At 64.6% G+C, this 22,532-nt stretch carries 23 protein-coding genes and 1 other RNA gene; 12 read left to right on the top strand and 12 right to left on the bottom strand.

All coding sequences use genetic code 11. The annotated features are described in order from the left end of the window. Entirely contained in the window at window positions 1–1,170 is a 1,170-nt protein-coding gene (locus tag AB4Z00_RS08730; RefSeq protein WP_442045637.1) for a thiolase family protein, read from the bottom strand. Then, window positions 1,170–1,574: a Zn-ribbon domain-containing OB-fold protein gene (locus tag AB4Z00_RS08725; RefSeq protein ID WP_442045636.1), complete on the bottom strand. Its 405-nt coding sequence runs from the start codon at window positions 1,572–1,574 to the stop codon at window positions 1,170–1,172. Before AB4Z00_RS08725 ends, AB4Z00_RS08730 begins: the two co-directional genes overlap by 1 nt. A 250-nt stretch (window positions 1,575–1,824) precedes the next feature. On the opposite strand from AB4Z00_RS08725, the gene AB4Z00_RS08720 reads away from it, so the two are divergent. Further along, complete coding sequence (locus AB4Z00_RS08720; RefSeq protein WP_442045635.1) at window positions 1,825–4,122, top strand: TonB-dependent receptor; 2,298 nt, start codon at window positions 1,825–1,827, stop codon at window positions 4,120–4,122. An 84-nt stretch (window positions 4,123–4,206) separates the two neighbouring features. On the opposite strand, the gene AB4Z00_RS08715 is transcribed toward AB4Z00_RS08720, so the two are convergent. From AB4Z00_RS08715 to AB4Z00_RS08695, 5 genes are all read right to left on the bottom strand, one after another. After that, complete coding sequence (locus AB4Z00_RS08715; RefSeq protein WP_442045634.1) at window positions 4,207–5,127, bottom strand: TIGR03619 family F420-dependent LLM class oxidoreductase; 921 nt, start codon at window positions 5,125–5,127, stop codon at window positions 4,207–4,209. Window positions 5,128–5,180: 53 nt separating this feature from the next. Continuing rightward, window positions 5,181–5,987 (bottom strand): alpha/beta fold hydrolase, encoded by an 807-nt coding sequence (locus tag AB4Z00_RS08710; protein WP_442045633.1) that lies wholly within the window; start codon window positions 5,985–5,987, stop codon window positions 5,181–5,183. A gap of 63 nt (window positions 5,988–6,050) precedes the next feature. Beyond that, a complete protein-coding gene (locus AB4Z00_RS08705; RefSeq protein ID WP_132262396.1) occupies window positions 6,051–6,803 on the bottom strand; it encodes an SDR family NAD(P)-dependent oxidoreductase in 753 nt (250 codons plus the stop codon). A gap of 104 nt (window positions 6,804–6,907) precedes the next feature. Next, window positions 6,908–7,399, bottom strand: coding sequence for a flavin reductase family protein (locus AB4Z00_RS08700; protein ID WP_132262398.1), 492 nt, complete (start codon window positions 7,397–7,399; stop codon window positions 6,908–6,910). Window positions 7,400–7,436: 37 nt separating this feature from the next. After that, a complete protein-coding gene (locus AB4Z00_RS08695; protein ID WP_442045632.1) occupies window positions 7,437–8,351 on the bottom strand; it encodes a LysR family transcriptional regulator in 915 nt (304 codons plus the stop codon). Window positions 8,352–8,500: 149 nt separating this feature from the next. On the opposite strand from AB4Z00_RS08695, the gene AB4Z00_RS08690 reads away from it, so the two are divergent. The 7 genes from AB4Z00_RS08690 to mmsB all read left to right on the top strand — a co-directional run bounded on the left by AB4Z00_RS08690 (window position 8,501) and on the right by mmsB (window position 15,054). After that, window positions 8,501–9,994, top strand: a complete 1,494-nt coding sequence (locus tag AB4Z00_RS08690) for a CoA-acylating methylmalonate-semialdehyde dehydrogenase (protein WP_442045631.1) — start codon at window positions 8,501–8,503, stop codon at window positions 9,992–9,994. Between the two features lie 57 nt (window positions 9,995–10,051). Further along, complete coding sequence (locus tag AB4Z00_RS08685) at window positions 10,052–10,588, top strand: hypothetical protein (RefSeq protein WP_442045630.1); 537 nt, start codon at window positions 10,052–10,054, stop codon at window positions 10,586–10,588. A gap of 36 nt (window positions 10,589–10,624) precedes the next feature. Continuing rightward, the gene (locus tag AB4Z00_RS08680; RefSeq protein WP_132262405.1) at window positions 10,625–11,779 is read left to right on the top strand and encodes an acyl-CoA dehydrogenase family protein; all 1,155 of its coding nucleotides are present in this window, start codon (window positions 10,625–10,627) and stop codon (window positions 11,777–11,779) included. Between the two features lie 13 nt (window positions 11,780–11,792). Then, window positions 11,793–12,911 carry an enoyl-CoA hydratase/isomerase family protein gene (locus AB4Z00_RS08675; protein WP_442045629.1) on the top strand — a complete coding sequence of 373 codons (1,119 nt, stop codon included), beginning with the start codon at window positions 11,793–11,795 and terminating at the stop codon, window positions 12,909–12,911. Further along, window positions 12,908–13,252 (top strand): YunG family protein, encoded by a 345-nt coding sequence (locus AB4Z00_RS08670; RefSeq protein WP_442045628.1) that lies wholly within the window; start codon window positions 12,908–12,910, stop codon window positions 13,250–13,252. Before AB4Z00_RS08675 ends, AB4Z00_RS08670 begins: the two co-directional genes overlap by 4 nt. 11 nt (window positions 13,253–13,263) lie before the next feature. Further along, window positions 13,264–14,046 (top strand): enoyl-CoA hydratase-related protein, encoded by a 783-nt coding sequence (locus tag AB4Z00_RS08665; RefSeq protein ID WP_442045627.1) that lies wholly within the window; start codon window positions 13,264–13,266, stop codon window positions 14,044–14,046. A 138-nt stretch (window positions 14,047–14,184) separates the two neighbouring features. After that, complete coding sequence (mmsB, locus tag AB4Z00_RS08660) at window positions 14,185–15,054, top strand: 3-hydroxyisobutyrate dehydrogenase (RefSeq protein ID WP_442045626.1); 870 nt, start codon at window positions 14,185–14,187, stop codon at window positions 15,052–15,054. Window positions 15,055–15,395: 341 nt separating this feature from the next. On the opposite strand, the gene AB4Z00_RS08655 is transcribed toward mmsB, so the two are convergent. From AB4Z00_RS08655 to AB4Z00_RS08640, 4 genes are read right to left on the bottom strand one after another with little or no spacing between them, the layout of a single operon-like run. Next, window positions 15,396–15,956, bottom strand: coding sequence for an NUDIX hydrolase (locus AB4Z00_RS08655; RefSeq protein ID WP_132262413.1), 561 nt, complete (start codon window positions 15,954–15,956; stop codon window positions 15,396–15,398). Then, window positions 15,953–16,636: a TPM domain-containing protein gene (locus AB4Z00_RS08650; RefSeq protein WP_132262415.1), complete on the bottom strand. Its 684-nt coding sequence runs from the start codon at window positions 16,634–16,636 to the stop codon at window positions 15,953–15,955. Before AB4Z00_RS08650 ends, AB4Z00_RS08655 begins: the two co-directional genes overlap by 4 nt. Before the next feature lie 12 nt (window positions 16,637–16,648). Continuing rightward, complete coding sequence (locus tag AB4Z00_RS08645) at window positions 16,649–17,461, bottom strand: TPM domain-containing protein (protein WP_442045726.1); 813 nt, start codon at window positions 17,459–17,461, stop codon at window positions 16,649–16,651. A 13-nt stretch (window positions 17,462–17,474) separates the two neighbouring features. Continuing rightward, entirely contained in the window at window positions 17,475–18,080 is a 606-nt protein-coding gene (locus AB4Z00_RS08640; RefSeq protein WP_132262419.1) for a LemA family protein, read from the bottom strand. Window positions 18,081–18,288: 208 nt separating this feature from the next. Here AB4Z00_RS08640 and mscL point away from each other — a divergent pair, with 208 nt between their 5' ends. Next, window positions 18,289–18,714 (top strand): large conductance mechanosensitive channel protein MscL, encoded by a 426-nt coding sequence (gene mscL, locus AB4Z00_RS08635; protein ID WP_132262421.1) that lies wholly within the window; start codon window positions 18,289–18,291, stop codon window positions 18,712–18,714. Between the two features lie 72 nt (window positions 18,715–18,786). Next, window positions 18,787–19,154: a transfer-messenger RNA gene (gene ssrA / locus AB4Z00_RS08630) on the top strand. Window positions 19,155–19,271: 117 nt separating this feature from the next. Here ssrA and AB4Z00_RS08625 read toward each other — a convergent pair. Further along, complete coding sequence (locus AB4Z00_RS08625; RefSeq protein WP_134092780.1) at window positions 19,272–19,562, bottom strand: hypothetical protein; 291 nt, start codon at window positions 19,560–19,562, stop codon at window positions 19,272–19,274. A 322-nt stretch (window positions 19,563–19,884) separates the two neighbouring features. On the opposite strand from AB4Z00_RS08625, the gene AB4Z00_RS08620 reads away from it, so the two are divergent. Together AB4Z00_RS08620 and AB4Z00_RS08615 are read left to right on the top strand one after the other, a co-directional pair. After that, window positions 19,885–22,014, top strand: a complete 2,130-nt coding sequence (locus AB4Z00_RS08620; protein ID WP_442045625.1) for a malate synthase G — start codon at window positions 19,885–19,887, stop codon at window positions 22,012–22,014. 76 nt (window positions 22,015–22,090) lie between these two features. After that, window positions 22,091–22,531 (top strand): hypothetical protein, encoded by a 441-nt coding sequence (locus AB4Z00_RS08615; protein WP_442045624.1) that lies wholly within the window; start codon window positions 22,091–22,093, stop codon window positions 22,529–22,531. The last annotated feature ends 1 nt before the right edge of the window (window position 22,532 follow it).

The following is a 22,532-nucleotide window of genomic DNA, read 5'->3' as shown; positions in this document are numbered from 1 at the left end:
TCAGTCCCGCGTCAACAGCAGCGCCGCAGCCATCGGACCGCCGCCGGAGGTGGCGACGGCCACTTTCGGGTCGCCGGCGATCTGTCTCTCGCCGCCTTTGCCGCGCAGCTGAGTCACGGCCTCGTGCGCGAAACCGAAGCCATGCAGGCGTCCGGCGCCGAGCTGGCCGCCGAACGTGTTCAGCGGTAATTCCCCGTCCCGCGCGATCCGCGTTCCGCCCTCGATGAAGCGGCCGCCTTCGCCCTTTTCGCAGAAGCCCAGTCCTTCGAGCCAGGTGATCGGCAGGAAGGCGAAGCCGTCGTAGAACTGCACAGTGTCGACGTCGGCAGTGGTATAGTCCGTCCGCTTCCAGAGGTCGGCGCCGGTCTCGTAAGCGGCGAACTCCTCCACCTGATCCCAGGAATAGCGATCGACAGAGCCTGACATGGCGGCGATGCGGATCGGCTTGCCGGAGACTTCGTCCAGCGCGTCTTCGGCCGAAACGATCACCACGGTCGAGGCGTCGGAAAACCGGTCGCAATCGTAAAGGCAGAGCGGCGTGGTCACCATGCGCGCGGCCATGTACTTTTCGAGCGTCAGTTCTTCCTTGGTGATCGCGCGCGCGCGCGGGTTCGCCATGGCGTTTCTCGATCCGTTGATGGCGATCTGGCCGAGCTGTTCGCGCGTCAGGCCGTAGCGGTGCATGTGCCGTGCCGCATATTGTGCCGTCCAGCAGGCGGCCGAAGTGGCCCAAAAGGGGCTGGTCCACTGGGAACTGCCGCTGACGGTGTCCTGCTTCGCGCCCGCCATGTACTGGGCCGGATCGGCCATGCCGCCCGCTTCGTAGACCGTGCGGAAACAGATGACATGGCGGCACAGACCCTGCTTGACCGCCATGGCCGCCACGCCGATGGCCGAGAGCTGGGCAGGCTGCTCCATCGCACCCATGTGCCATTTCGACTTGATGCCCAGAACCTCTATCAGGTCCTCGCTGGCGATCGGGGAAAAGGCGGTATAGCCGGCCATCTTGCCGGGATACGTGAAGACCCCGTCGATCTGGTCGAGCGTGAGGCCGGCATCGTCGAGCGCCTCGCGCACGGCATCCACGGTCAGCAGCAGCGGATGGCGCGGCAGGCGCACCCCGACTTCGGACTGGCCGACGCCGGTAATATAGGCTTCCTTGCTGGGCATCAGTCCGCTTTCTCGAAGAGGGGATAGAAGACGCCGTCCTGTTCCTCGAAAACGACGCGGACGCGGTCTTCGAAGTCCACGGCTTCCACCGGGCAGCCGACGATATTGGTGGTCAGATAGACCCCCGGCGCCCCGTCCAGCTTCACGCGGGCGATCACGTAGGGCACTTCCAGCCCCTTGGCCCAGGGCTGGTGATTGATCGTGAAACTGTCGATCGTGCCGGTGCCGGGCACGGCCTGCGGGGCGACGTTTTCCGACTGGCAGTGGCGGCACAGCAGGCGCGGGGGATGGGTGAATTCTCCGCAGTCCCCGCAATGGACGATGTTGAGCCTGCCTTCGCCGCCGCCGGTCCAGAACGCGGTGTTTTCCTGATCCAGCCGGGGCCGGGGCCTGGGTAAATTCATGTCCGGAGCCTCTCCCTTTTAGGCGCCGAAATTCCGCGCCGCATGGGTCTGCGTCAAGCAGGGGAGGGGATTGATCGCGGGGGCGCGGGCGTTGCGCAAATGTCGCAAACCGTTGAAAATCCGATGTGGAAAAAGTTGATTTGGAGCGGATTTGCGTTGCCGCCAACATATCCCCCAAAAATCGGTAACAAGACTGTCATTGCGGACAAGTACTCGCCCGGCCGGTTTTTCAACCAATAGGGAATGCGACGTGTCCACGAAAGTCATCGCCAAAAAGGCTCTGCATCTGACCTGTGGTCTGGGTGCCATTTGTATTTCCGCCCATGCTTTCGCCCAGGACGCGGCGCCCCCCAGCGAAGGGCTTGGCGATATCGTCGTCACGGCGGAGCGACGCACCGAGAACCTCCAGCAGGTGCCGATCTCGGTGGGCGTTGTCGGCGGTGACCAGCTGCGCAGCTTCCAGGCTGCGGGCGACGACATTCTTGCGCTGTCGGGCCGCGTACCCGGCCTCTACGCGGAAACGACCACGGGCCGCATCTTCCCCCGTTTCTACATTCGCGGTCTCGGCAATATCGACTTCTATCTCGGCGCATCGCAGCCGGTGTCGATCATCCAGGACGATGTCGTGCTGGAGCACGTCGTGCTGAAGTCCAACCCGGTCTACGACATGGACCAGGTGGAAGTTCTGCGCGGCCCGCAAGGTTCGCTGTTCGGCCGCAACACGACGGCCGGCATCATCAAAATCGACACGATCAAGCCCACGACCGACCGCTGGACCGGCCGCGCCAGCGCCAGCTACGGCGAATACAACTCGGTGAACGTGGACGCCGGCGTTGGCGGACCGATCATCCAGGACGTCCTGGCCGTCCGCGTTTCCGGGCTCTACCAGCGCCGTGACGACTGGATCGACAACACCTACAGCGGCCCCAGCGCCGACGGCACCGTCTCGCCCAAGAAGGATGCGATGGGCGGCTTCGAGGAGCGCGACGCCCGCATCCAGTTGCTGCTGGCGCCCACCGGCTCGGGCTTCTCGATGCTGACGAGCTTCCATGCCCGCAAATACGAGGGCACGTCCACGATCTTCCACCGCGCCGCGTTTACCAAGGGTTCGAACGACGTAAGCCAGGAACCGCGCGACAAAATCGCCCTGGACGAGGCGCACGACAATCCGCAGGCCTACGATACCTATGGCGCTTCCAGCCGCATCGCCATGGACTTCGGCCCGGTCACGCTGACCTCCATCAGTGCCTGGGAATCGACTTCGGGCTATAGCCGCGGCGATACCGACGGCGGCGCGGCGGCGGACTATCCGGTGAACGGCGTGGCCAACGGCTATGGCCAGTCGCAGGGCAATGTGCGCGATCTCGACCAGCTGAGCCAGGAACTGCGCTTGTCCAGCAATGGCGACACTCGCTTCAAGTGGCAGGTGGGCGGCATGTGGTTCGACCAGCGCGACATCACCGAGTTCTATCAGCGCGCCTACTTCCTGACGCCGCCGGCCAACAACCCCAACAACTGGGTGCGCCTGCGGAACCAGAACACCAGCTGGGCCGTGTTCGGCCAGGCGAGCTATGAGCTGGCCGAGGGTCTGACGGTCACTGCCGGCGGGCGCTATACCAAGGACACCAAGAAGACGCGCCTGCTCAAGACCGCGGATACGGCGGCCGGCGCGGCGACTTACCGGGGGCGCCGCTACGTGCGTCTCTCGGGCGAGGAGCCGAGCTGGGATGTCAGCGTGAACTACCAGGTCAACCCGGACGTCAACGTCTACGCGCGTGTCGCGCGTGGTTTCCGCGGTCCGACCATCCAGGGCCGTTCGGCGGTGTTCAACTCGGACTTCACCACGGCGGATTCGGAAACGATCCTTTCGGGCGAGGCCGGCATCAAGACCAGCCTGCTGAACAACCGGGTGCGCTTCAACCTTTCGGGCTTTGCCTACCGGGTGAAGGACATCCAGCTGAACGGTAACGACAGCGACGGCAACGGCGTCCTGTTCAATGCCGACAAGGCCGAGGCCTACGGCATGGAAGCGGAACTGGAGGCACGTCCGATCCCCAACCTCTCGCTGACGGCCGGGCTCAGCCTGCTCCACACCGAGATCAAGGACAAGAACGTCTACGCCCAGGTCTGCGCGCTCAACGGCGTCGTCGTCTGCACGGTCGAGGACCCGACGATCACCAATGCGCGCGGCACTTTTGCGCAGATCGACGGCAATCCGCTGCCGAATGCGCCGAAGTACACCGCCAATGTCACCGCGCGCTATGACGTGCCGTTGGGCAATGGCGGCTCGCTGTTCGCGGCCACCGACTGGATGTGGCAGGGCTACACCAACTTTGTGCTCTACAAGACCAAGGAGTTCTACTCGAAGGGCGATTTCGAAGGCGGCCTCAAGATCGGTTACTCGGCCGCAGGCGGCCAGTACGAAATCGCGGCCTTCGCGCGTAACATCACCAATGAGAAGAACCTCAAGGGTGTGATCGAGAACTACATGGCCGCCGTGTTCAACGAACCCCGCGTGATCGGCGCCTCGTTCTCCGGCAAGTTCTGATCGGGACGTTCCGATCGGTCCAATCGGATCCGGTAAACGGGTGGTGCGGTCGTCAGGCCGCACCACTCGAAACCATCGGAATTCCTATCGCACCGCGGGCATGATCTCCTCGGCGATCCACTGGGTGTAGTCGCGGTAGGCTTCGATACCGGAGAGCGGAGGGACCGGTACCGAACTCCAGGTCACGCCCAGCCGGGAGAGTTCGCCCAGCCGGGCGATCAGCTCGTCCTTCGACTGGCCGGGCCGGGCGCGGGGATCGTCCTGCACCTTGTGACCCTCGCCCACGCGGGCGGTGGAGATACCGTAGAATACGTCTTCCAGGCGGCCGTTGTAGTCCGGCTGGGAGCGGATGAAATCCAGTCGCTCGGGGATCGTCTCCGGCCTGGTGAGGAAGGGCCACCAGCCCTGCGCATGGCGCGCGGTACGCCGCAATACGGCATCGGCATCGCCGCCGAACCACACCGGGATATGCGGTTTCTGCACCGGCTTGGGCTCGAAGGCCAGATCGCGGAAGGACACGTACTTGCCCTCGAATTCAGGGTTTTCCTGAGTCCAGAGGGCGATGATGGCCTGGATATATTCGTCCGCCATCGCTCCGCGCTCGTGGAACGGAATTCCGAGCAGCGCGAACTCCTCCTCCAGCCAGCCGACTGCAAAAGTAACCGTGACCCTCCCGGAGGAAAGCCAGTCCATGGTCGCGAGCGCCTTGGCCGTCACGATCGGGTGCTGGGCGGGCAGGATGGCGATGCAGGAATTGACCCTCAGCCGTTCGGTCGCGCCGGCGAAGTGGCTCATCGCGGTGAAGGCACTGAAATAGAAAGCGCCGGACAGGGCGACATGATCCCGCGGAATCGCGTGGTGCTCGGGCACGGCGATCATCTCGAACCCCAGCTTTTCCGCCCATTTGGCCAGCGCCGTCTGGTCGGCGCCGGTCACGGCCGTCTCCCAGGGCTGCATCGTCGCCTTCAGTTCCAGCATATGCGGCATGGCGAAAGCGAGCTTCATGCGGGATCTCCTCGTAACCGGACCAACGGCGATTGGGGGAAGAGGGAAGGCGGCTAGCCTCTCCCGATGAAGCCCGCGATTTCACGGGCGATCTGCTGCGGCAATTCGAGATTGAGCAAATGGCCGGCGCCGGGATGCTCGATCCGGGTCACATCCCTGCCGGCGGCTTCGATCAACTCGGCCATCAGCCGGAAATCCTCGGTGTCGCGGCTGCCGGTCAGGAGGAGCGTGGGCAGGGCCAGCGCGGAAAGCCGGTCTACATCGGGCATTTCGGGTCTCTGGTCGTCCTGCACCCACTGGCGCCCGTGGAACGCGGCGATCCCCGCGCGCAGCCGCGCGGCGTTCGGGCCGTCGCGGGCCGTGTCGAACAGCGGATGCTGCAACCAGAGGTCGCGCGCCGCTGCCATGTCGCCCCCTCGCGCGGCGCGCCCGATGGCCTTCCAGCGTTCGATCCAGTCGGCGCTCCACGTCCAGCCGACCATGAGCGGGCTCACCAGCACCAGTCGGCGCACCCGCTCGGGATGGTTCAGGGCAAAGTTGAGCACGGTGCCGCCGCCCAGCGACAGGCCGCACAGATCGGCCCGTTCCAGTTCGAGCGCATCCAGCAGGGCAAGCAGATCGTCCGAGTGCGAAAAGGGCGCTCCGGCTTCACCATGAGAGTCACCGAAACCGCGCTGGTCGTAGGCGATCAGCGGCAGGTCATCGGGGAGGGCGGCCGTGACGGGATCCCAGTCGTGCCGGGAGCCGCCGAAGCCATGCACCAGGACGAGCGGCGTGCCCGTGCCGCTGCGTTGGCCCCCTGCCAGGGTGGCCTGGCAAGGGGGCGTCGTACCGATGTCGATGCTGAAGTCCTGTGTCATGACACGGAAGCTAGCGTCTTCGCCGCCGTCCTGCACTGCTCCAATCGCCCCGCACGATCCTTATCAGGCGGAACCCATGTAGCGCCCGCCATTGGTGCTGATGGTCTGCCCGGTCATGTAGCTCGCTTCTTCGGAGGCGAGGAACGCGGCGGCGGCGGCAATGTCCGCCACTTGCCCCAGGCGCTTCACCGGCAGGGTCTTGCCGTAAGCCTCGGCATCGATGGGCGCCTGGCGCAGCATGGGCGTGTCGATCGATCCGGGCGGGATCATGTTGGCCGTGATGCCCGTGCCGCCAAGCTCCATGGCAAGGGCCTTGGTCATGCCGAGCAGGCCACCTTTCGAGGAAACGTAGTGGCTTTGCGCAAAGGAGCCGGACTGCGTGGACGAGGAAGTGATGTTGATGATCCGCCCCCACTGGGCTGCCAGCATGTCCGGCACGATCTCTTTGGTGACCAGCCACGGGCCCTTGAGATTGATGCGGATCACCTTGTCGAACTCGTCCTCGCCGATGTCCATGAACGGGGTGAAGGGCGCGATGCCGGCATTGTTGACGAGGATGGTGATCGGACCCAGCTTGCTGCGGGTTTCCTGCGCCGCAGCCTGGATCGCCGCCTTGTCCGCGCAGTCGGCGGTGAGGGCCAGTGCCTTGCCGCCTTCATCCTCGATCATCCGCACGGTTTCCGCCGCACCTTCGGGATTGAGGTCCCATACCGCGATGGCCGCCTTGTCTTCGGCCAGCCGCCGGGCAATGCCGCGTCCGATCCCCGAGCCGCCGCCGGTGACGACGGCGACTTTGCCTTCAAGCGAACGTGTCATGCATTCTCTCCCGCAAGCATCCTGCTGTGCTGAACGGGTGAACAACAGGGGCGGGTCAAGTCAAGCCGAGCGCGCCGAATTCGCCTCGGCGGATTCGGGTGCGTTTACATCCGCTCCGCGAAACCGCCGTAGCGGCCCTTGTGGAACAGCATCGGATCGTCTTCCCGCACGGCTTCCATGCGCAGGACTTCGCCCAGCACGAACCAATGGTCGCCCGCCTCGGTCACCGAATAGAGCCGGCATTCGATGGCGGCGATCGAATCGGCGATGATCGGCAGGTTGTGGTCGGAGACGATGTAGTCCACGCCCACGAACTTCTGGTCGCCCTTGGCGGTGACGGCGCGGCACACGTCGGCCTGGTCGCTGGCCAGGACATTGACGCAGAAGTGCCCGGCCTTCTCGATCAGCGGCCAGGAAGTGCTCTTCCGATCGGGGAAGAAGCCCACCAGCGGCGGATCGAGCGAAACCGAAGTGAAGGAGCCGACCACCATGCCGGTGGGCCGGTCCTCGTCGAGCGCGGTGATCACACAGACGCCGGTGGGATAGCTGCCCAGCACCTTGCGGAATTCGGCCGGATCGATGGTTGTTGTCGTCACTGGGTCGTTCATCCTGTCGGTTGGAGCCTTGGGCAAGTCAGGGCTTCAGTATCCCCTCCATGCGCAGGGCGGTTTCGTCAAGCCACTGGCGAAATGCCACGACCCGCGGCAACTTGCGGATGTCCTGATGCGTGACGAACCAGAAGCTGCGCAGGATGCGCTTTTCCGGCAGCACGGCCACCAGGCGGGGATCGGATTCGGCCATGAAACAGGGCAGCACGCCCAGTCCGGCACCGCTGGCCACCAGGCTTTGCTGCGCGGTGATGCTGGGGGAGCGGATCGCCGCCTTCAGGCCGGGCTGGATTTCGTCGAGATAGCGCAGCTCGGGGGAATAGATGAGGTCCGGGATATAGCCGACCAGCGCATGGCCATCCAGCAGGTCAGCCGGCCGCGAGGGCGTACCGTGGGCCGCGAGGTAATCCTGCGTGCCGTAAAGCGCGAGCGTGTAGTCCGACAGCTTGTGTGCCACCAGCGGCCCGGTGCGCGGGCGCGACAGCATGATGGCGACATCCGCCTCGCGCCGGGTGGGACTGAGAAAGCCGCTGGAGGCGACGAGGTCGATGGCGAGCCGCGGATGCGCGGCCTGGAAGCGTGGCAGGTGGCGGGCCAGGAACCAGCACCCGAAGCCCTCGGACGTGCTGATCCGCAAGGTGCCGTAAAGCCCGTCGTTCCCGCCGGCCTGTTCGGCGATGCGTCCGGCGGCGCTGGCCATGGCTTCCACCGAGGACAGCAGCGCTTCTCCCGCCTCGGTCAGTTCCTGGCCGCTGCGGGTCTGTTCGAACAGGGCGGTGCCCAGCGAGGCTTCGAGCCGGCGCAACCGGCGGCCGACCGTCGTGGGATCCACGCCCAGCGTGCGGGCGGCACCCGCGAGCTGCCCCGCCCGGGCGATGGCGAGAAAGGCCTGGTAGTCGCTCCAGTCGATCGAGGGCATCGTCCCAAAAGGTATCGTCAAGGTATCGTCACTGCGGGAAATGGTCCTCGGGGCTGCAAATGTGCAGTTATCGATGGCGTATTTTCAGCTTGCCTGCAAATCGGACCGGGACCACCTAACGTGGAAAGCGCACCGTGAGTGCCGTCGAAGACAATGCGAAAGGATGAGGAATGCGCCTGATTGACCACGTCGTTGTCGGCGGAAGCGGCGGATCGGCCGCCCGCATGGGTGACGTCTTCAACCCCAGCACCGGCCAGGTTCAGGCCCAGGTCCCGCTCGGCGACAAGGCCCTGCTCGACCGTGCCGTGGCCACCGCGCAGGAAGCGCAGGTCAAGTGGGCCGCCACCAACCCGCAGCGCCGCGCCCGCGTGCTGTTCAAGTTCAAGGAACTGATCGAACAGAATATGCAGGCGCTGGCAGAAATGCTGGCCTCCGAGCATGGCAAGGTCGTGGACGACGCCAAGGGCGACATCCAGCGCGGGCTTGAGGTCGTCGAGTTCTGCTGCGGCATCCCGCATATGCTGAAGGGCGAATATACCCAAGGCGCCGGCCCGGGGATCGACGTCTATTCGATGCGCCAGCCGCTCGGCGTCGGGGCGGGCATCACCCCGTTCAACTTCCCGGCGATGATCCCGATGTGGATGTTCGCTCCGGCCGTCGCGGTGGGCAATACTTTCATCCTCAAGCCCTCCGAGCGCGATCCCTCGGTTCCCAACCGCCTTGCCGAACTGTTCCTGGAAGCCGGCGCGCCCGAGGGCGTTCTGCAGGTGGTCCATGGCGATAAGGAAATGGTCGACGCGATCCTCGATCATCCCGGCATTGCCGCCGTCAGCTTCGTCGGCTCGTCCGACATCGCCCACTATGTCTATGAGCGCGGCGTTGCCGCCGGCAAGCGCGTGCAGGCGATGGGCGGCGCGAAGAACCACGCCATCGTCATGCCCGACGCGGACATGGACCAGGCCGTGAACGACATAATGGGCGCTGCCTATGGTTCGGCGGGCGAACGCTGCATGGCGCTGCCGGTGGCCGTTCCGGTGGGTGACGAAACCGCAGATCTGCTCCGCGAGAAGCTGATCGCCGCGATCGACAAGCTCAAGGTCGGCGTGTCCAACGATCCCGAAGCGCAGTACGGCCCGGTCGTCACCGCCGTGCACAAGCAGAAGATCGAGAACTGGATCCAGACCGGTGTCGACGAAGGCGCCGAACTGGTGGTGGACGGTCGCGGCTTCTCGCTGCAGGGCTATGAGGAAGGCTTCTTCGTCGGCCCGTCGCTGTTCGACCATGTCACCACCGAGATGAGCGCCTACAAGGAAGAGATCTTCGGTCCCGTCCTCCAGATCGTCCGCGCCAAGACCTTCGAGGAAGCGGTGGAGCTTCCCTCCAGGCACCAGTACGGCAACGGCGTCGCCATCTTCACCCGCAACGGCCACGCCGCGCGTGAATTCGTCCAGCGCGTGCAAGTGGGCATGGTCGGCGTGAACGTGCCGATCCCGGTGCCGGTCAGCTACCACAGCTTCGGCGGCTGGAAGCGCTCGGCCTTCGGCGATCACAACCAGTACGGCATGGAAGGCGTCCGCTTCTGGACCAAGGTGAAAACGGTGACCCAGCGCTGGCCGGATGGCGGTGCAGGCGACAGTGCCTTCATCATCCCGACCATGGCCTGACGATACGCAGGGACCGGAGCGCGGAACAGGGTAGGGACTGCAGGTGTTTCCTCGGGAATGTCCGCAGAAAAGGAAGGTCGTTCGATGATGAAGATCGGCAATGCACTGGCCCCGGCCCTGACCGTCTCGCTGCTTGCCCTCGGTCTCGCCGCCTGCTCGAAAGAGCCGGCCAAGCCCACGGCCGAGGAAACCGCGACCATGCTTCCGGAGCCGGCGCCCGGTGCCACGGCGCCATCCCCGGGTGCCGGCTCCGCCTCATCGGAGCCGGCTGCGGTGCCTTCGGCGATACCCGCCGCCCTGCAGGGCCGCTGGGGTCTCGTCGATGCCGATTGCACCAGCACCAGGGGTGATGCCAAGGGCCTGCTGACGGTCGATGCCGATACGTTGAAGTTCTACGAATCGGTGGCCAAGCTCGGCACTGTCAAGTCCGGCTCCGCGACGGCTCTGGAGGGCGAATTCGCCTTCACCGGCGAAGGGCAGAGCTGGAACCTTGACGTGGCCCTGCGCTCGCCCGACGGCGGCAAGACCCTTGTTCGCAAGGACACCGGACCGGACGCGATGCCCGGCACGCTCACTTATGCAAAGTGCCCCTAGAAGCACCCCACTGCACCTGCCAGGAACAGAACAGAGATGACCGAACAGTTTGGGCTGACCGAGGACCAGCTTGCGATCCAGGAGACCGCACGCAAGTTCACTGCCGACCGCATCACGCCCTATGCTGCCGAGTGGGACGAGAAGCACCACTATCCGGTCGATGTCTGGAAAGCGGCGGGCGAGCTTGGCTTCGGGGCGATTTACGTGTCCGAGGAAAGCGGCGGCATCGGCCTTGGCCGCTTGGACGCGGCGCTGATCATGGAGGCCATGTCCTACGGCTGCCCGGCGACCAGCGCCTATATCTCGATCCACAACATGGTCGCCTGGATGATCGACAGGTTCGGCGACCAGCAGCTCAAGGATCGCTATCTTCCTGACCTCTGCTCCATGGAGAAGATCGGCTCTTACTGCCTGACAGAACCGGGCTCCGGCTCCGACGCGGCCGCGTTGAAGACGACCGCGCGGCTGGTCCAGGATGCCGGAGGCGATCACTACGTTCTCAACGGCACCAAGCAGTTCATTTCCGGCGGGGGCTACAACGACGTCTACGTCGTGATGGCACGTACCGGCGATCACAAGTCGCGCGGGATTTCGTGCTTCGTCGTGGACAAGGACACGCCCGGTGTCTCCTTCGGCGCGCCGGAGAAGAAGCTCGGCTGGAATGCCTCGCCCACTGCGCAGGTGATCTTCGAAGATGCCCGCATCCCCGCCGAAAACCGCGTCGGCGCCGAGGGGGACGGCTTCAAGTTCGCCATGGCCGGTCTCGATGGCGGGCGCCTCAACATCGGTGCCTGCTCGCTGGGCGGCGCGCAGCGCTGCCTCGATGAGGCGGTTCAATATGTGAAGGACCGCAAGCAGTTCGACCAGCCCATCGCCGAATTCCAGAACACCCAGTTCCGGCTTGCCGACATGGCCGCCGAACTGGAGGCCGCCCGTGCGCTGCTCTATCTTGCCGCCGCCAAGGTCACCGCCGGCGCGCCCGACAAGACCCGCTTCGCCGCCATGGCCAAGATGATGGCCAGCGACACCGGCTCCTCGGTCGTCGACCGCGCCCTGCAACTCTTCGGTGGATACGGTTATCTTCGCGACTATCCCATCGAGCGGTTCTGGCGCGACCTTCGCGTCCATCGTATCCTCGAAGGCACCAACGAGGTCATGCGGATGATCATCGGCCGCGACCTGCTCAAGTAAGGGGCACGAGGACATGACTACCGATTCGCTGTCTGGAGATACCCTCCCTGCCGATGCCGTGCCTGCTGGTGGTTTGCCTGCTGGTGGTTTGGACGCCGAAATCCTCACCAGCCGCGATGGCGTGGCCGGGATCATCTCGCTCAACCGGCCCAAGGCCATTCACGCACTGACTCTGGGCATGAGCGAATCGATGAGCCACGCGCTAGCGGCCTGGGCCGGCGATGCCGAGGTGAAGGCGGTCATGATCGAGCACAGCGAGGGTCGAGGCTTCTGCTCGGGCGGAGACATCAACCTGCTGCGCCGATCGGCCCTTGAAGACCACGGGATAGAGGGGCGCCGCTTCTTCCGTGCCGAATACCAGCTCAACCACCAGCTCTTCATTTACGACAAGCCGGTCGTGGCATTCATGGACGGCGTGACCATGGGCGGCGGCGTCGGCATTTCGCAGCCCGCGCCCTTCCGGGTGGCGACGGAGCACACCCGTTTCGCCATGCCCGAAACCGGGATCGGCCTTTTCCCCGATGTCGGCGGCGGCTGGTACCTCTCGCGGCTGGACGGCAGGCTCGGCCAGTTCCTGGCGCTGACCGGCGCGCGGCTGGATGGTGCGGAATGCCTCTGGGCGGGCCTTGCGACGCACTACCTGCCCAGCGAGGCGCTTCCCGAAGCCAAGCGGCGCATCGCCGCGGGCCATGAGATCGGCGGTGTCCTCGGCGCGCTTTCCGACAAGGCGCCCGAGCCCAGGATCGCTGCCCACGCCGCGCAGATCCGCAAGCATTTCGCCTTCGACACGCTGGAGCAGGTGCTCGCTTCGCTGGAAAGCGACGACAGCGAATGGGCCGCGCGCGAACTCGCCACGCTGCGCACCAAGAGCCCGCAGGCCTGCAAGATCGCGCTGCGCCAGCTCGCCACCTCGCTGACCCTCGACAATTTCGCGCAGAACATGGCGATGGAGTACCGCATCGGCAGTCACGTGCTGGTCCTGCCCGACTTCGCGGAAGGCGTGCGCGCCGTGATCGTGGACAAGGACCATGCGCCGAAATGGAACCCGTCGGCGCCCGAAGACGTGACCGAGGATATGCTGGACGCGATTTTCGCGCCGCTCGCCCCCGAAGACGAGTGGAGGCCGATTTGACGTTCCCGACGCCGATCGAACTCTACCACGTCGTCAAGAAATCCTGGTCCGCCGCTTCCATCCCCGATCCATTCGATCCCGCTAACCCCGCGCGCAATCAGTGCGCGGTGACGGCGCTGGCCGTGCAGCACTACTTCGGCGGGGACATCTTCAAGACCGCGACCAAGGGCGGCACTCACTTCTACAACCGGGTGGACGGCCGGTTCTGGGATCTGGCTGCGGATCAGTTCGACGAGCCGATCCCTTACGACAACACGCAGACCTCGCGTGACGAGGCGCACGAACATGCCAGCCCGGCCCATCTCGCCGCGCTGATCGCCGATATCGAAGCGAATACCTGAAGGGACTTCCGATGAGCTACGAAACGATCCTGGTCGAAACGAGGGGCAACGTCACTCTCATCACGCTCAACCGTCCGCAGGCGCTCAATGCCCTGAATTCGTCGGTGCTGGGCGAACTGATAAAGGCCTTCGCCGTCTTCGAGGCGGACAAGAGCCAGGGCTGCGCCGTTATCACCGGCTCGGGTGAAAAGGCCTTCGCTGCAGGCGCTGACATCAAGGAGATGGTCGAAAAGCCCGGCGCCGAGTTCTATTCGGAAGACTTCTTCGCCGGTTGGACCGCGCAGATCGTCAAGACCACCCGCAAGCCGTGGATTGCAGCGGTCAACGGCTTCGCGCTTGGCGGCGGCTGCGAACTGGCCATGATGGCGGACTTCATCATCGCCTCTGAAAATGCGAAATTCGGCCAGCCGGAGATCAAGCTGGGGGTGGCGCCCGGCATGGGCGGCTCGCAGCGCCTGGCCCGTGCGGTCGGCAAGTCCAAGGCCATGGACATGTGCCTGACCGGCCGCATGATGGATGCCGCGGAGGCCGAGCGTTCGGGATTGGTCAGCCGGGTGGTGCCAAAGGACCAGCTCCTCGGCGAAGCGCTGAAAGCCGCCGAAGCGATTGCCGGGATGCCGCCGCTGGCCGCCATGATGAACAAGGAAATGGTCAACCTCGCTTTCGAGACCACGCTCGACACCGGCCTCATCATGGAGCGCCGCCTGTTCCAGGTGCTCACCGCCACCGAGGACAAGGCCGAGGGCATGGCCGCTTTTGTCGAGAAGCGCCCCGGCGTCTGGAAAGGCCGCTAAGGCCGCCGTGGCGGGTCGGATGTCGTCCCGGCGTGACCGGGGACCGCTGGCCCAGCCGCGCAAGAATGCAGCGAGGCGCTTGGGTGCCCGGCCGATGGTAACGGATGGCCAGCGGTCTCAAACTTGGGAGAGAACGTCATGAAAATCGCCTTCATCGGTCTGGGCAACATGGGCGGCGGCATGGCCGCGAACCTCGTGAAGGACGGGCATGCCGTGACCGCCTTCGATCTTTCGCCGGAAGCCACCGGCAAGGCGGCGGAGCAGGGCTGTTCGATTTCAGCGACGGTTTCCGAAGCCGTCGCGGACGCGGAAGCGGTCGTGACCATGCTCCCCAACGGCGCCATCGTCCGCTCGGTCTACACCGCCGAAGTGTTCGGAAGCGCTCCCAAGGGCGCGCTTTTCCTCGATTGTTCGACCATCGACCTCGCCACTGCGCGCGAAGTCGTGGAATTGGCGCAGGCGGCCGGATACGAAATGGTCGATGCGCCGGTCTCGGGAGGGATCGCGGCGGCCAATGGCGGCACTCTCACGTTCATGGTCGGCGGCAGCGAAACAGCCTTCGAGCGCGCCCGCGCCGTCCTGGAACCGATGGCCAAGGCGGTTATCCATGCCGGTGAAACGGGCGCAGGCCAGGTCGCCAAGATGTGTAACAACATGCTGCTGGCGATCCACATGATCGGCACCTGCGAGGCGCTGGCTCTGGCCGAAAAAGCGGGGCTCGATCCCCAGACATTCTACGAGATCAGCTCCAAGGCCACCGGCTACTGCTGGTCGCTCAACGACTATACGCCGATGCCCGGCGTCGGCGCGACGAGCCCTGCGGACAACGGCTACGCGGGCGGTTTCGCCTCGGCGCTCATGCTCAAGGACCTGCGTCTGGCGATGGCGGGCGCCGAAACCTCCGGCGCCGCCGTGCCGATGGGCGAGCACGCCACCAGGATCTACGAGGCGTTCGTCGAGGCCGGAAACGGCGGCAAGGACTTCGGAGCGATCTTCACCACGCTCTGAATTCCGTCATGCCCAAAGCGGCCTCGGCCTGAATTTTCACCTTGATCCCATCGCTTGCCGTGACGGAACTTTTCCGGTCATAAGGGCGAGGATCGGGAGGCGAGAAGGGCGGGGCCGCCAATCGGGGGCGGGTTGCTAGGCCCCCTTGCTCCCTTCCTCCCGCTCTAGCAGAAAACGCGGAACCCGCATTCCCTTGGTTCGGCTGGTCAGGTGATATTGCCGGCAGAGCGGGCAGCGATAGGGCCGCAGAACGATATCGGCCTTTTGCGCCACTTCCAGCGCCGCCGCCTCGCTGGCGTAGCGCGTCTTGCGTTGACAGACGCCGAACCGTGTTTTCACGATCAGCCCAGCAGCCGCGCGCCCAGCAGCATGAGCAGCTTCACGTCCATGGCGTAGCCTTGCGCGCGCCAGTCTGCGATGGCCTGCTCGATCCCGGCAAGCGGCACGCGGCGAACCACGATGTCTTCGCTGTCGACGCCGCCGCCTTCGCCTACTTTCACCAGATCGTGCGCGCGGAACAGCGTGAAGCTTTCGCTGACCATGCCCGGGGAGGAAAAGAACTCGCCCAGATTTTCCATGCGGCCTGCGTGATAGCCGGTTTCTTCCTCCAGCTCGCGGGCAGCAGCTACGCTGGCATCTTCATCGGCGCTCTCGTCGTGATCGCCGACCAGCCCCGCCGGCAATTCAATGCAGCGCTTGCCCAGCGGCACGCGGTATTGATCCACCAGGATGACATGGTCATGCGGATCGACGGCCAGGATCACCGCGGCGCGGATGCCCCTGGCGCGGCTGACATATTCCCAGCGGCCGCGCTTGCGGGCGGTGATGAACCTGCCCTGCCACATGATCTCATCCGCCGCATCGGCGTCCGGGGGCAGGGGCAGCGTGGAGATATCGGTCATATTTCGATCAGCCTGTCGGGAAGTTCGTTCACGTCGTCATCGGCGCGAGGGAAATGTTCGGAAAGAATCGCGCCGACTTTGCCGACGGCGACGATCATGCCGTCGCAGATCCGCCCATCGCCGACATGGGCGAGCATGGCCGCCATGGCCTGGCCCCAGACCTCGGGATCCACTTTCGCGGCAATGGCGCGGTCGGCCACGATTTCGGCCCGGTGCTCGCGCATGGACAGGTAGATGAGGACGCCGGTTCGCCCCGTCGTCCGCTGCTCCGCGCCGATGCGGAAAGCGCGAACCGCATGAGCATGGACGCGCATGGTCTTGATCTGCGGAGGCACCAGCCAGAACTTGAGCGGCGGCCAGAGCTGCAGCAGCAGCATGGCCCCGAACTTGATCGCAGCCACACCGGCAGCCAGGCCGACGATCATGCGCGGGGTCCATTCGTGCCCCCAGTCGGCCAGCAGGCGCTCGTAGAGGCCCATGTAGAATTCCGGAGCGATTACCAGCGCGGCCAGGGCGAGAAACGCTACGATCGCCGACCATGCAAGGGCCACGTCGGTATAGCCGTCCGAACGGTCTGCCAGGACGGTGACGATTTCGCCGGCGCTGTGCATTTCCGCTTCGCCCACGGCGGCGCTGATCCGCGCATGGTCCTCGTCGGAGAGGTAGATGGGTAATGCCATTGTCTCGTCCCCCTACCAGCTGCCGCTCGCGCCGCCGCCGCCGAAGCTGCCGCCGCCGCCCGAGAAACCTCCGCCACCTCCGAAGCCGCCGCCGCCGCCCCATCCGCCACCGCCGCCCCAGCGATCATCGTCATCGTCGTTGCCGAAGCCGCCGGGCATCCAGATGATCGGGCCGCCGAAGCCGCCCCGACGCCGACCGCCGCCGCGCGCCTCGTTGACCATTGGCAGCACGACGAAGAAGACGATGATGACGATGAACACGATCGTGCCGATCGGGAATCCGCCGCCGCTATCCTTGCGCGCGGCATCGGCCTCGGCCGCGACTTTCTGCGCTTCCTCGGGCGRCAGCGTCAGCTGCTTGACCAGAGCGTCGGCGCCGGCTTCGATGCCGCCGGGATAATCGTCCTGCTTGAAATGCGGGATGATGTCGTTGTTGATGATGAGGAAGGAAAGGCCGTCGGTAACGATCGGCTCCAGGCCATAGCCGACCTCGATCCGCACCTTGCGCTCATTGGGCGCGACGATCAGCAGCGCGCCGCTGTCCTTGCCCTTCTGTCCGATGCCCCAGGCACGGCCGAGCTGATAGCCGTAGTCCGAGATCTCGTAGCCCTGAAGGCTGGGAAGGGTGACGACCACCAGCTGGCGGCCCGAATTCTTCTCCAGCGCCTCCAGCTTTTGCGTGAGCCGGGCTTTGACATCGTCCGGGATGACCTTGGCGTCATCGACCACGCGCCCGGTCAGCTTGGGGAAACTGGGCGCGGCGGCCACCTGCTGGGCAAGCAGCGCGCCGAACGCCAGAAGGATGGCCGCAAGGACGGCCTTCACGCGGATCACGATATCAGATCTTGCCTTCGAGGCTCGGCGCGACGTCCGCGCCCGGCGTTGCGGCCTGGTAAGGCACGAGCGGATCTGCACCGCGCAGCTTGGCGCCGATCATGGTCGGGAACGTGCGGACTTCGGTGTTGTAGTCCTGCACCGCGGCATTGTAGTCGCGCACCGAGATGCGAATGCGGTTTTCCTGACCTTCGATCTGGGTCTGGAGCATCTGGTAGTTCACGATCGACTTGAGATCGGGATACTGCTCGACGCTGACCAGCAGGCGCGACAGGCTCTGGCCGAACTGCGACTGGGCAGCCTGGAACTGCTGCATCTTCGCGGGATCATTCAGATCCTCGGCATTGACCTGCACGCTGGTTGCCTTGGCACGCGCCTCGACCACGCCCGTGAGGATTTCCTTTTCCTGCGTCGCGGCGCCCTTGGCGACGGCGGCGAGGTTCGGCACGAGGTTGGCGCGTTCCTGGAAGGCGGCCTGCACATCGGCCCACTTCGCCTTGGCGGCTTCCTGCTTGGTCGGAACCGAGTTGAAGCCGCAGGCGGCCAGCGACAGAGCCGCCGCAAGGGCAAGCACGGCGCGGCTCTTGCGGGCCAGGTTCGACAGGGTCATGCGTGATCCTCCTGATCGACGGGACCGTTCGGCCCCGCCTCGTTCTGAATGGACGGTCTCTTGCTCAGATAGATAGCAGGCGGCGGTTCCGGTTCAAGGACAGTCGCGTCATGCAACTTCTTACCGCAACCGATTGTTAGCTAAACTTCGATGTGGCAGGTCTCCAGGGCCAGCCATGGCCTGCACAGGATCGAGGGGAAACCGACCCATGCTTCAGGAATTCAAGACTTTCATTGCGCGCGGCAACGTGCTCGACCTTGCCGTCGGTGTCATCATCGGCGCCGCATTCGGCAAGATCGTTGCCTCGCTGACCGACGACGTGATCATGCCGTTTATCGGCCTCATCACCGGCGGTATCGACTTCAGCAACAAGTTCGTCGTGCTGGGCACCGTACCGGCAGACTATACCGGCCCGATGACGTACGCCGGGCTCAAAGCGGCAGGCGTGGCCATGTTCGGCTACGGTGCCTTCCTCACGGCGATCATCAACTTCCTGATTCTCGCCTTCGTGATTTTCCTGATCGTGCGGCAGGCCAATCGCCTGCTGCCCAAGAAGGAAGAACCGGCCGCGCCGACCGGCCCGACCGAAGTTCAACTGCTTGCGGAAATCCGCGACGCCTTGAAGAAGGGCTGATCGGGCAGGGAATTTCGCGAAAGAGCGTGTTCCACAGCAATGTTCCACGAAGAGGGGGAGGGGTGAACCCGCCCCCTTTTCATTTTCGTACGGCGCCCTATATGGGGTCTCGCCAGCTTCGGTTGGCTATGATGATAAACTGCGCCGTACAATAGGCACAGCGGACCCGGGGGCGGTACCCGGCGGCTCCACCATCACCCGTCCTGCCTTTCGGCAGGGCAACCCTGTTGTCGCAGGGGTGATGACGGGGCCGAACTAGGATCGACGTGTGTTGAAAAGCGGTGTTTTCATTCGGGCTGAGTAACCCGTTCAAGGCTCAAAACTCACAAGTGCCAACGACAACGAAGCACTCGCTCTCGCCGCGTAATTCTAGGGCCTAACGGCCTGACGTTACAAAGCTAAAGCGCGGTTGGACCCACCGGGCAACAGAAGGGATTCCAGGGGTCCGGGGTGTACCTTGCAACAGAAACACCCCACCTTCAGGCATCAATGAGAATCGCCACGAAACCCGCTGCTGTGCGGCTTAGGATGGATGGCTGTTCGAACGACGACAGCGCTCAGGCGGCGTCGATTCTCGCCATGGAATTCTGATCGGTTTCGGATGCGATTTCGGTCTTTTCGGCGGCGCGTTCCTGCGCCTGCTCGAATTTCAGGCAGTCGAGTATCTTGGCGCCGGCCATGAAGACGGCGCCCGTGCAGGCCAGGAACAGCAGCTTGCCGCCCCATCCCGGAAATCGCGTGAGGTAGACGCTTCCACGCTCCACCGCGCCCAGCGCGAGGGCATAGATGATCATGAACGCTTCCCAGCGGGTCTTGATCACGAAAAGGCGGCTGATCTTGCGAAGCATTCCAGTCCTTCCAGTCCTGCCCTGTGCCGATCGGCAGGAACTTCAGCGCATTCGAAGCAACATCCGGGCCAACCCGAGGTTCCCGCGATGGGCGGCGTCGACAGCAATCTTCTATGTAAGTCTTTCCGACGCAAGGTGTAAGCTGATCCGACGTGGTACCACTTTGGGACCGTAACGGAGCTTCCTTGCGAAACCGCGTTCGCGATTGCCAAGGCATTTGCGATGAGGCATAGAATGGCCGATCCTCCCCAGGACAGTCTTGAACAGATGTCACGGTCGCCGCACGCCCGAATGGGTCTGCGTGCAGGGAATGCGAGGAAAAATGACGGACAGAGTTGATCGCTCGGGCCTTCGGGTCGACGCCGCACTGGCGCGTTTCGTGGAGGACCGGGTGCTGCCCCCGATCGGGCAGGACGCCGCCGCCTTCTGGCCCGGATTTGCAGCGCTGCTCGCAGACCTGGCACCGCGCAACAAGGCTCTGCTCAAGCAGCGCGACGCCTTGCAGGCGAGCATCGACGCCTGGCATCTCCAGCGCGCGGGAAAGCCCATCGATCAGGCCGAATACCAGGATTTCCTGCGGGAAATCGGCTACCTCGTGCCGGAACCGGACCCGTTTTCCATTGGCACGCGCGGCGTCGATCCCGAAATCGCGACGATGGCCGGACCGCAGCTTGTCGTCCCGGCGCTCAACGCGCGCTTCCTGCTCAATGCTGCCAATGCGCGGTGGGGCAGCCTCTATGACGCGCTCTATGGGACGGACGCGCTCGACGCTGCGCAGGCGCAGAGCACGGGCTACGACCCGGTTCGCGGCGCCGCCGTGATCGCGCAGGGCCGCCGTTTCCTCGACAAGGCCCTGCCGCTCGCCGCCGGAAGTTGGAGCGATCTCGACAGTCTCGACGCCCCGCTTGCCGACCCCGGCCAATATGTGGGCGAGACACAGGCGGGACGCCTCTACCGCTCGAACGGGCTCGGCATCGAGATTGTCGTCGATCCGGCCAGCCAGGTCGGGCGCGCGGATCGGATGGGCATTGCCGATATCGTGCTGGAAGCGGCATTGACCACGATCGTCGATCTGGAGGATTCCGTCGCTGCAGTGGACGCGGAGGATAAGCTCGCCGCTTACACGAACTGGCTCGGCGTGATTCGCGGCGACCTGACGGAAACGTTCGAGAAGGACGGCGAAACCCGCACCCGCGAACTTGCCGGGGATCGGACCGTCACCACGCCTTCCGGCGACGTGCAGGCACTGCCGGGGCGCAGCCTGCTGTTCGTCCGCAATGTCGGCCATCTCATGACCAACCCGGCGATCCTGCTGCCGGACGGTTCGGAGATACCGGAAGGGATCATGGATGCCGTCCTGACCAGCGCGATCTCGGCGCAGGACGTCAAGGGTTTGACGCGCTTCGGCAATAGCCGCGAGCGGTCGATCTACATCGTCAAGCCGAAGATGCACGGCCCGGAGGAATGCGCCTTCACCAACGACCTGTTCGATGCCGTCGAGGACTTGCTGGACCTGCCGCGCTACACGGTGAAAGTCGGCGTGATGGATGAGGAACGGCGCACTTCCGCCAATCTGGCGGCCTGCATCGAGGCTGTGAAGGATCGCATCGTCTTCATCAATACCGGCTTCCTCGATCGCACCGGGGACGAGATCCACACCTCGATGCGGGCAGGGCCGATGATCCGCAAGAATGCGATCAAGGGCTCCGAGTGGATTGCGGCTTATGAACGGCGCAACGTCGCCATCGGTCTGCGGCATGGCCTTTCCGGCATTGCCCAGATCGGCAAGGGCATGTGGGCTGCGCCGGACCGGATGAGCGACATGCTGGAGCAGAAGATCGCCCATCCCCGGACGGGCGCGAACACGGCCTGGGTTCCGTCCCCCACGGCAGCGACGCTTCATGCCATGCACTATCACGAGGTCGACGTCTTCGGCTTGCGCGAGGAGATGGCAGGGGCCGCGATCCCGAGCCTTGACCTGCTGCTCCAGGTTCCACTCGCGGACGGAGCCAACTGGTCCGAAGAGGAAGTGCGGGACGAACTGGACAACAATGCCCAGGGTCTGCTCGGCTATGTCGTTCGCTGGATCGACCAGGGCGTGGGCTGCTCCAAGGTTCCCGACCTCGACGATATCGGGCTGATGGAGGACCGCGCCACGTTGCGCATATCCAGCCAGCACATGGCGAACTGGTTGCTTCACGGCGTCTGCTCGGCCGAGCAAGTGATGGATTCGCTGCGCCGCATGGCGGCCAAGGTCGACGCCCAGAATGCGGGCGACCCGCTCTACGAGCCCATGGCCGGCAATTGGGAAGGCTCATTCGCCTTCCTCGCGGCCTGCGATCTGGTGTTCAAGGGCGTGGAGCAGCCCAACGGCTATACCGAGCCCTTGCTCCACGCCTGGCGCCGTAAAAAGAAGGACGCCGTCCGCCTGCAACTTTTTGCAGAAGTCTGACTCTCGCATTAACTTTAATTTGATCTATCGGCCCCAAAGCACTATTCAAAGGATTGTTCGCTAGGGGGGCCCGGCGTTGAAGAGACATAGAATCGACCGTGCCCACGGGCACGCCATACCCGGCACACCGTCAAGCGGTGTGCCGGATGAAGGTAACACCGCCGGACAGAGCGACCCATCCAGCGTCGTGCATCTCGATGCAGCGCGCGCTGGGCGGGAAGCCGCACGTTCGGCATCCCATGCCAATGGCAACGATGAACCCTTGCCGGTGGCGCTGGCGGTCGAAGCCCTGCGCTTTCCGCGCGATCAGGGCTTGGCCGGGGCGCTGGCGTCCGATGGACGACTGGCAGGTCGCCTCGTTCAGCTGATACTGATGACGCTTGGTGCGGCTGTTGCGATCTGGGTGGTAGCCCAGCTTGTGAAGCCGGGTCTCGGCGCCGCCGAGCCCGAACAGGCGCAGGCGGGTGCGGTTCTCTCCAAAACGGCGAACCCCGGTTCGAGCGACGCCGAACGCTAGA

Source organism: Novosphingobium sp. YAF33, assembly GCF_052113265.1.
Classification (GTDB): domain Bacteria; phylum Pseudomonadota; class Alphaproteobacteria; order Sphingomonadales; family Sphingomonadaceae; genus Novosphingobium.
This window is presented reverse-complemented; position numbering and strand designations above follow the sequence as displayed.

What these genes read in the sequence shown, in the direction of transcription:
- AB4Z00_RS08730 (WP_442045637.1), bottom strand. Translation starts at nt 1,170, where the DNA reads ATGCCCAGCAAGGAAGCCTATATTACCGGCGTCGGCCAGTCCGAAGTC.
- AB4Z00_RS08725 (WP_442045636.1), bottom strand. Translation starts at nt 1,574, where the DNA reads ATGAATTTACCCAGGCCCCGGCCCCGGCTGGATCAGGAAAACACCGCG.
- AB4Z00_RS08715 (WP_442045634.1), bottom strand. Translation starts at nt 5,127, where the DNA reads ATGAAGCTCGCTTTCGCCATGCCGCATATGCTGGAACTGAAGGCGACG.
- AB4Z00_RS08710 (WP_442045633.1), bottom strand. Translation starts at nt 5,987, where the DNA reads ATGACACAGGACTTCAGCATCGACATCGGTACGACGCCCCCTTGCCAG.
- AB4Z00_RS08705 (WP_132262396.1), bottom strand. Translation starts at nt 6,803, where the DNA reads ATGACACGTTCGCTTGAAGGCAAAGTCGCCGTCGTCACCGGCGGCGGC.
- AB4Z00_RS08690 (WP_442045631.1), top strand. Translation starts at nt 8,501, where the DNA reads ATGCGCCTGATTGACCACGTCGTTGTCGGCGGAAGCGGCGGATCGGCC.
- AB4Z00_RS08685 (WP_442045630.1), top strand. Translation starts at nt 10,052, where the DNA reads ATGTCCGCAGAAAAGGAAGGTCGTTCGATGATGAAGATCGGCAATGCA.
- AB4Z00_RS08680 (WP_132262405.1), top strand. Translation starts at nt 10,625, where the DNA reads ATGACCGAACAGTTTGGGCTGACCGAGGACCAGCTTGCGATCCAGGAG.
- AB4Z00_RS08675 (WP_442045629.1), top strand. Translation starts at nt 11,793, where the DNA reads ATGACTACCGATTCGCTGTCTGGAGATACCCTCCCTGCCGATGCCGTG.
- AB4Z00_RS08665 (WP_442045627.1), top strand. Translation starts at nt 13,264, where the DNA reads ATGAGCTACGAAACGATCCTGGTCGAAACGAGGGGCAACGTCACTCTC.
- mmsB (WP_442045626.1), top strand. Translation starts at nt 14,185, where the DNA reads ATGAAAATCGCCTTCATCGGTCTGGGCAACATGGGCGGCGGCATGGCC.
- AB4Z00_RS08655 (WP_132262413.1), bottom strand. Translation starts at nt 15,956, where the DNA reads ATGACCGATATCTCCACGCTGCCCCTGCCCCCGGACGCCGATGCGGCG.
- AB4Z00_RS08650 (WP_132262415.1), bottom strand. Translation starts at nt 16,636, where the DNA reads ATGGCATTACCCATCTACCTCTCCGACGAGGACCATGCGCGGATCAGC.
- AB4Z00_RS08640 (WP_132262419.1), bottom strand. Translation starts at nt 18,080, where the DNA reads ATGACCCTGTCGAACCTGGCCCGCAAGAGCCGCGCCGTGCTTGCCCTT.
- mscL (WP_132262421.1), top strand. Translation starts at nt 18,289, where the DNA reads ATGCTTCAGGAATTCAAGACTTTCATTGCGCGCGGCAACGTGCTCGAC.
- AB4Z00_RS08625 (WP_134092780.1), bottom strand. Translation starts at nt 19,562, where the DNA reads ATGCTTCGCAAGATCAGCCGCCTTTTCGTGATCAAGACCCGCTGGGAA.
- AB4Z00_RS08620 (WP_442045625.1), top strand. Translation starts at nt 19,885, where the DNA reads ATGACGGACAGAGTTGATCGCTCGGGCCTTCGGGTCGACGCCGCACTG.